This is a genomic window from Isoptericola sp. NPDC060257, from assembly GCF_042726645.1.
In the GTDB taxonomy this organism is placed as follows: Bacteria; Actinomycetota; Actinomycetes; order Actinomycetales; family Cellulomonadaceae; genus Isoptericola; species Isoptericola nanjingensis.
In genome coordinates this window covers 1-6,677 of sequence record NZ_JBHXAW010000246.1, presented here as the reverse complement: position 1 = coordinate 6,677, position 6,677 = coordinate 1, and the positions used below count along the sequence as shown (strand labels likewise).

Annotated in this window: 6 protein-coding genes; all 6 read right to left on the bottom strand. The window is 75.3% G+C overall.

Annotated elements, in window-relative coordinates:
- The coding region (locus tag ACFWEK_RS17030; RefSeq protein WP_430554800.1) for a CpaF family protein at positions 1–1,382 on the bottom strand (1,382 nt) is incomplete at its 3' end.
- Positions 1,379–2,173 carry a hypothetical protein gene (locus tag ACFWEK_RS17025; protein ID WP_430546244.1) on the bottom strand — a complete coding sequence of 265 codons (795 nt, stop codon included), beginning with the start codon at positions 2,171–2,173 and terminating at the stop codon, positions 1,379–1,381. The genes ACFWEK_RS17030 and ACFWEK_RS17025, both read right to left, overlap by 4 nt.
- A 7-nt stretch (positions 2,174–2,180) precedes the next feature.
- Positions 2,181–2,864: an SAF domain-containing protein gene (locus ACFWEK_RS17020; protein ID WP_430546245.1), complete on the bottom strand. Its 684-nt coding sequence runs from the start codon at positions 2,862–2,864 to the stop codon at positions 2,181–2,183.
- 251 nt (positions 2,865–3,115) lie between these two features.
- Complete coding sequence (locus tag ACFWEK_RS17015) at positions 3,116–4,168, bottom strand: siderophore-interacting protein (protein WP_430554799.1); 1,053 nt, start codon at positions 4,166–4,168, stop codon at positions 3,116–3,118.
- A 96-nt stretch (positions 4,169–4,264) separates the two neighbouring features.
- The gene (locus tag ACFWEK_RS17010) at positions 4,265–5,200 is read right to left on the bottom strand and encodes a universal stress protein (RefSeq protein ID WP_430554798.1); all 936 of its coding nucleotides are present in this window, start codon (positions 5,198–5,200) and stop codon (positions 4,265–4,267) included.
- Positions 5,201–5,246: 46 nt separating this feature from the next.
- Positions 5,247–6,677 (bottom strand): iron ABC transporter permease (locus tag ACFWEK_RS17005; protein ID WP_430554797.1); only part of this gene is annotated, 1,431 nt, incomplete at its 5' end.

The following is a 6,677-nucleotide window of genomic DNA, read 5'->3' as shown; positions in this document are numbered from 1 at the left end:
CCGTTCGCGGCGTGGGTCGTGGAGATGGAGCCGGCGCCCGACTCCATCGCCTTGATCATCGCCCAGACCTCCTTGCCGCGGACCTCACCGACGATCTGCCGCGACAGGTTGAACCGGAACGAGTTGTAGATGGCCTCGTCGAGCGTGAACTCGCCCGCCTGGCGCCCGTCGGCGCCGATCTCGCCGGAGCCGGGGCGCGCCTCCCAGGCGTGGACCACGTCGTGCACCTCGGGCAGCTCGTGCAGGTGGAGCTCGAACTCCGTCTCGAACGTGCCGATCTGCTCGTACCGCGGGATCTCCGCGCACAGCGCGCGCACGATCGTCGTCTTGCCGGCGCCCTGCGGCCCCGCGACGACGATCGACTTCTTCGCCCGGACGGCCGCGCGCAGGAACGACGCCTGCACGGCCGACATCATCCCGAGCTCCACCAGCCGGTCGAGCTCGACCTTGCGCATCCGGTGCCGACGGATCACGACCGACGTGTTCGCGGTGACCCACGACGCGGCCGCCAGACGGGAGCCGTCGTCGAGCCGCATGTGCAGGTGCGGGCTGGCCGGGGAGAAGCTGCGCGCGTTGGAGTCGGAGCGCGTCGCGATGAACGCGAGGTTCTCGCGCAGCTCCTGGTCGGAGTCCGCGACGGGCTCCACCTTCACGAGCTCGCCCGTGGTCTTCTCGACCCAGGCGTTGTCGTGCGGGCTGATGATGATGTTCTCGACGTCGTCGGCGTCGACCAGCGGCTGCAGGCGCCCGAGGCCGAACAGCGAGTCGTGGATCGCCTTGGCGAGCACGCGCTGGTGGTCGATGCTCCACGCCGCCCGGCCGTCGTGCAGCAGGTCCGCGGCGGCGTCGTCCAGGATCTCCTGGATGATCGCCCGGCCGAGCTCCCGCTCCGCCTCCAGGTCCTTGCCGCGGTCCTCGCCGAGGCGCTCGGCGAGGCGCGTCGAGGCCAGCCCGCGGAACTCCGCGACCTGCTTCCAGTCGACGCCCTTGGGCTGGGCGAGGAAGTCCGCCCGTCCTGTCGCGCGGGTGGCGTCGTGCGTCGTCACCTGGGTGAGCGTCTGGGCGGGCACTTGGGCGGGCGTCGCACGCTGGAGCGCGCCGGGGGCGGGCTGCCCGGCGGCCGGCCACGGGGGCGGCCCCGCCGCGGGCGGGGCGGCGGGCGCGGCCGTGCGGGCGACGGGCACCGCCGGTGGGTGGTGCACGACGGCGGCGGGCGCGGCGGCGGGACCGCGCGGGGTCGTCGACTCGTCGATCGGCCCGGCCAGCGCGTGCGCGGGGCGGCGCACCACGGTCTGCTCCAGGTCGTCCGACAGCGCGTCGTCGGCCGTGGCGTACGCGGTGAAGATCGGCAGCGAGCTGGGGTCCGGCGGCTGCGTGCTCACAGGGCGCTCCTCTCCGCGCCGAGGGCGAGCTGCTGGCGCGACCGGGCGACGCTCGAGCCGATGCTCTGCACGGCGGCGCGCACCGACTTGTTCAGGCCGGAGGACGAGAACTTCTTGGGGCGCTTGGCCCCCAGCGCGTACACCTCGGCCGAGGCGGGGTCCCAGTCGAGGCCGGCGACGACCGGCACCCGCAGCACCTTCGCGACCTCGCCGCCGCCGTACGGCCTGCCGGGCCCGACGACGAGCGCGCCCAGGCTCTCGATCGCGCCGACGCCGGTGAACGCGTCGCGCAGGCTCTGCGCCCACGAGCTGGCCGCGACGAGCGCGGGCAGCGAGCTGTGCGTCGTGAGGAGGGCCAGGTCCGCCTGCGTGAGCAGCTTGGTCGGGGAGCCGACGAGGCCGAGGCGGCCGGCGTCGACGATCACGTCCTGGCCGTTGCCCTCCAGCGACCTGAACACCGCCGACAGCGGCTCCCAGAGCTCGTCGAGCGCGCGCGACTGCTGGTGGTTCATGGCGCCGGCGAGGTACTGCACCTGGCTGTCGGGGAAGCTCATCAGCGCCCGCGGCAGGTCCTCGGCGAGGGTGCCGTGCCGGTGGGAGACGGCCAGGTCCACGACGGTCGTGTCGGTGGGCATCTGGGCGCCGCCGAAGTAGCCGGCGGGCACGGCGCGCGCGCCGGTGGGGTCGGCGTCCACGAGGACGACGGGGCGGGGCCAGGACAGCGCCAGCGCCAGCGCGCTGGTGGTCACCCCCGGCGAGCCGTTGGCGGACGTCAGGACGATCAGTGCCATGGGCCCGTCACTCCTGGCTGTCGACGACGATCGCGGCGCTGCCCTCGGCGGAGGCCGACGCGACCTGCGGTGCGTCGCTCGCGGCGACCTGCACGTTGACCAGCGTGTTGCCGGTGACGGTGTCGGTCGAGACGCCGACGACGACGCCCTCGACGGTCGCGAGGTCCGCGGTGTCGCCGCCGCCCACGGCGGTGGACACGATCCGCACGTCGTCCCCGGACCGCACCTGGCCGGCGGGCAGCATGGCGGCCGTGACGCTCACGCCCACCACCGAGTTCCCCTCGGACGGCACGGCCGCGTCCGTCACCTGCTCCGCGGTGACGACGCCCCCGGCGACGATGTCGAGCGCCGCGTACTTGCCCACGACGGCCTCGGCGCTGCTCGCCGGCACCGCCTGCAGCGCGGGGTCCACCCCGATCCGCACGGTGACGAGATCGTCGGCGTCGATGACCTGGCCGCGGTGGATCGTCTCGCGGACGGTGAGCACCTCCTGGCTGTTCGACATCGACTGGAAGGCGAACGCGCTCACGAGAGCGCCCACGCACACGAGCACGACGGAGAGCGCGATGAGGGCGGGGCGTCGGCGCATCTTCGGCGGCGGCGCGATCTGCCCTGCCGGCGCGCCGGACGGGTCCGCGCCCCCTTGCCGGCGCGCCCGGGTGTTCTCCGGCACAGGCGTCGTCGTCGTCATGTCGTGAGGGCCTCTCGCTGCAGGTCGGAGCACGGTGTGCTCGTCGGCGGTGTCGTCTCGCCACCGTGAGGAGTTCGTCGAGGTCGTCGGGCTCCACCCGGGCATGCGAGTCGGAGCGCACCTCTAGATACCACGCCGCCGCGTTCGACACAGCGCATCGTCCGCGTCGCGAGACAAGATCGAACGTCTCGCGGACTGAGAAGTTCTCGCTTATCGGACATCCCGCCGGAATGCGGCCGGCAGGTGCCGGATCAGCACTCCGCGCGGCCGCGGCGCCAGTAGCCCATGAAGGCGACCGCCTTGCGGTCGACGCCCTTCTCCGAGACGAGGTACCGGCGCAGCGTCTTGATCGAGCCGGCCTCGCCGGCGAGCCACGCGTAGAGCACGGTGTCCTGCGCGAGGGGCTGGCCGGTCGCGTCGACGGGCACCTCCCAGAGGATGTCCGCGTCGATGTCGACGTCGGGCAGGTCGCCGTCCAGGTCGACGCCCGCGGCGGTCAGCGCCGGGACGTCGCCCTCCGCGGCCAGCAGCTCGGGAACGGCGGGGGCGTCCGCCGACGGGCGCACACCCATGGCGAGCAGCCGGTCCGCGGCCTCCTTCACGGCGGGCACGAGCACGTCGCCGTGCTCGCGGTCCTCGCGCGGCAGCCACGAGATGCGCACGCCGGCGGGGGCGGCCAGGGTCCAGCGGTCCTCGCGGTGCGGGACCTCGAGGAAGACCTCGCCGACGGCGTCGTCGGGCAGGGACTCGCAGATCGCGGCGATCGCCGGGACGGCGGTCTCGTCGCCGGCGAGCAGCACGGCGTGGCTGCGGGCGGGCGGGTTGAACTCGAGCCCGCCGTGCGGCCCGTCCGTGTACGCGGCGTTGGGGCCCATGATGACGAGCGGGGCGCCCGGCTTCGCGCCGTTGGCCCAGCGGGAGGCCGGCCCCGTGTCGCCGTGCAGCACGATGTCGACGTCCACCTCGCGCAGGTCCTGCCGGACGGCGCGCACGGTGTAGGTGCGCAGCGGGTTGCGGCGCTCCTCGGGCAGCGCGCGCCACGAGGTGAACCAGTCGGGGTTCTGCCGGTCGAGGTACTCCCAGCCGCCGCACGGCGCGGGGAGCAGGAACTTGATCCGCTGGTCCTTGCCGTTGTCGGCGAACCCGTCGAGGTCCTCGCCGGTGAACGTGATGCGGATGAACGACGGGCAGAGCCGGGTGACCCGGGAGACGGTGACGTCGAACATGCGGTACGGCTGCTCGGGGACGACGTCCTGCGCGGCGGTCTGGTCGGCGCGCTCGGTCGCCTCGACGGTCTCGGTCACGGTGGTAAGCCTAACCTCACCTCGCCGGGGGTCCGCAACCCCGGGTGACCGTCGTCACACACGTGCTGAGCGACGGCGGGCACCGGCGCGCACCGGCTACGTCGTCGCCTCCACCGCGCCCGGCGCGCGGACCACGACGACCGGGCAGGCCGCCGTCCGCACCAGGGTGTGCGTCGCGGAACCCAGGAGCAGGGACGCGAAGCCGCCGCGCCCGCGCGTGCCCAGCAGGAGCCGCTCGGCGCCCTCCGCCTCGCGGTGCAGCACCCGGACCACCTGACCCTCGCGCGTCTCGCCGAGCACCTCGAGCGCCCCTTCGGACGCGCCTCGCTCCCGCAGCCGCTCCTCGACCCGGGCCAGGGCGTGCTGCAGCACCGGCCCGGCGTCGGCCTCGGTGATGTCGTGCGCCTCGTGCTCGGTGGGCCCGCGCGACGTCACCCACTCGGTCACCCCGGGCCGCCACACCACGACGACGCGGAGCGCGCGCCCCAGCTCCCACGCGGCGTCGACGGCGGCGTCGAGGGCCACCGCGGACTGCTCCGAACCGTCGAAGCCGACGGCGACGGGGGCGTCCGGCGGCAGGTCCGTCCGCGGGCCCTCGGCCGGCACGACGACGACCGGGCAGTGGGCGTGCGCCGTCACCTGCAGCACCACCGTGCCCCGGATCGCCTCGTACAGGCCGCCGTGCCGGGTGGCGCCCAGCACGAGGGCGCCGGCGTCGGCCGACATGCCCACGAGCGCCGCGGACGGGGAGGCGTACTCGACGAAGGTCTCGACGCTCACGCCGGGGGCGACATCGCGGGCGCGGGCCGCGGCCTCCTCCACGACGGGCCACGCGCCGCCGTCTCCCCGCTCCCCCAGGTCCTCCCCGTGCGGCCGCGCGGCCACCCCCGTGTCGTGCGCGTCGCGCACGTAGACGACGCGCAGCACCGCGCCGCGCGTGCGCGCCTCCCGCGCCGCCCAGGCGAGGGCCACGTCGGCGGGCTCCGACGCGTCGTAGCCGACCACCACCGGGGCGGCCCTGTGCTCGTCCACCTCTCCATCGTCCCTCGCCGCGGCCCTGCTCGAAAGGCGGCGAGGGTCAGGCGGTCGCGCGTCCCCGCGACCGCCAGAGCAGGTAGACGAAGTACGGCGCCCCCAGCAGCGCCGTCCCGAGGCCCGCGGGGATCTGTCCGGGGGCGATGACGACGCGGCCGAGCGTGTCCGCCGCGGACACCAGCACGGCGCCGACCAGGATCGCGACGGGCAGCACCCGCGCGTGCCGGGCGCCGACCAGCGCGCGGGCGGCGTGCGGGGCGACGAGCCCGACGAAGCCGATGACGCCCACGGCGCACACGGCGGCGGCCGTGGTCAGCGCGGCGGCCCCGAGCAGCACCAGTCGCGAGCGGTCGACCGGGAGCCCGAGGACGCGCGGGGTGTCCTCGTCGAGCGACAGCACGTCGAGCTCGCGGCGGTAGGTCGCCGCGAGCGGCACCATGACGAGCAGCGCGAGGGCGACGGGCAGGAGCTGCTCCAGGCTGCGCCCGTACGTCGAGCCCGACAGCCACGTCAGGGCGAGGTTGACGTCCCACGGCGCGACGACGAGGACGACGAGCGTGATGAGCGCCGTCGTGCCCGCCTGGGCGCCGATGCCGACGAGCACCAGGCGTTCGGAGCCGAGCCCGCCGCGCGACGACAGCAGGTACACGAGGGCGAACACGCCGAGCGCGCACGCGCCCGCGGCCGCCGACATCGGCCAGATGCCGACCCCGGGCACGAGCAGGATCATCAGCACCGCGCCGAGGCCCGCGCCCGACGTGACGCCGAGCAGGCTCGGCTCGGCGAGCGGGTTGCGGCAGACGGCCTGCACGATCGTGCCGGCGAGCGCCAGCGCCGCGCCCGCGAGCACGGCGGCGAGCACGCGCGGCACGCGCTGGTCGAGCACGAAGCTCACCTGGCGCCCGGCGGCGCCCTGCACCCAGTTCGAGACGTCGCCGAGCAGCACGATCCGGTCCCCGAGCAGCAGGCCCGCGACCACGGCCGCGACCAGGGCGACGGAGAGGACGACCAGGACGGTGACGACCCACGCTCGTGAGCGGGGCCGGCCGAGCGTCCCTCGGGCACCCCGTGCCCCCGCCCCGGCGTCGCGCAGCCGCCGGGCCATCCACACGAGGATGCCGGCGCCGAGCACGCTGGTCACGACGCCGGTCGGCACCACGACCGAGGCCTGACCGGGCAGGATCGCGCGCAGCAGCACGTCCGCGCCGAGCACCACGACGACGCCGACGAGGGCCGCGAACGGCAGGAGCAGCACGTGCCGGCCGAGGCCGGGCACCCTGCGACCCACGAGCCGGGCGATGACGGGCGCGGCGAGTCCGACGAAACCGATCGGGCCGGCCACCGTCACGGCGATCGCGGCGAGCAGGACGGCCGCCAGGACGGCGAGCACCCGCGTGCGGCGCACGTCGATGCCGAGGACGCGCGCGGCGTCGTCCCCGAGACCGAGGAGGTCGAGCCGGCGGGCCAGCAGGAG

Coding starts and splice junctions, on each gene's coding strand:
- ACFWEK_RS17020 (WP_430546245.1), bottom strand. CDS start 2,864: ATGACGACGACGACGCCTGTGCCGGAGAACACCCGGGCGCGCCGGCAA.
- ACFWEK_RS17025 (WP_430546244.1), bottom strand. CDS start 2,173: ATGGCACTGATCGTCCTGACGTCCGCCAACGGCTCGCCGGGGGTGACC.